An 885-nucleotide genomic window follows, 5' to 3' on the forward strand; every position below is an offset into this window, starting at 1 on the left:
AATATAGGTAATATCTCCACTCCAAACCTTATTTGATTCATTTACACGTACTTTCTTGGTTTTACCTGTATCCACCCAGTAGGGGGCTAGTAAATAGTTGTAAACTTTATTTTGAGCAGATTTAGAAGAAGTAGACAGCTTTTTACGTGGATAAACAGCTGATAAACCTAGCATACCCATATATTTAAGAACTCGATCTCTTCCTATATTAAAACCATCTTCTAATAATTGATTGTATATATAACGATAACCATATTCCGGATGTGCACTATAAATAGAATCTATTTTATTTAAAATATCTGACTTACAATCCTTTTTTAAGACAGATTTATAATATATCAAAGAGCGATTTATTGATAATAATGCACATTGTCTTGCCTTGGATAAGTTATTAAGCTTGGAATCAACAAGACCTTTTTTATTTAATAAGTCCAAGCTCTTTAGCTTTCCCACTGCCCAATCTCTTTCAACTGTGGTCTTACCTAACGCTTTAGCAAGTGAATCGTTTTGATCCTTAAGTGTCTCTATTTCATCTTTATATACGCTTACAACTTTGGATGGATCAAAAACTAGAGACATGTTCTCTAAAAATTTATGATGCCAATTTTGAATCGTTTTACCACTTACTCCATACTTTGAAGATAATTGAGACAACGTCAATTCTTCTTTAAGTAAAGCTAACACTATTTTACTCTTTTCTGATGAACTAAACTTTCTAATCTTATTTCTTCCCATTTGAGCTATTCATTTTAAATTAATGAAAACATAACACCGAGAAACAAAGCTAGTCTTTTTCTGTCCGATTTTTTCAGTCCACTATACTATAGATCACCAGAAGAAGAAGTGGTATCAGTAAGATTAATTTGATCGATAGTTTCCTCCAAT

General features: G+C 31.4%; 1 protein-coding gene. It reads right to left on the bottom strand.

Annotated features, from left to right (window positions below; genetic code table 11):
* A partial coding sequence (locus tag ACRRVB_RS00825; protein WP_432466126.1) for an IS3 family transposase occupies positions 1-735 on the bottom strand: 735 nt, incomplete at its 3' end.
* Positions 736-885 lie beyond the last annotated feature (150 nt).

Source organism: Candidatus Cardinium hertigii (assembly GCF_050864855.1).
In the GTDB taxonomy this organism is placed as follows: Bacteria; Bacteroidota; Bacteroidia; order Cytophagales; family Amoebophilaceae; genus Cardinium; species Cardinium hertigii_C.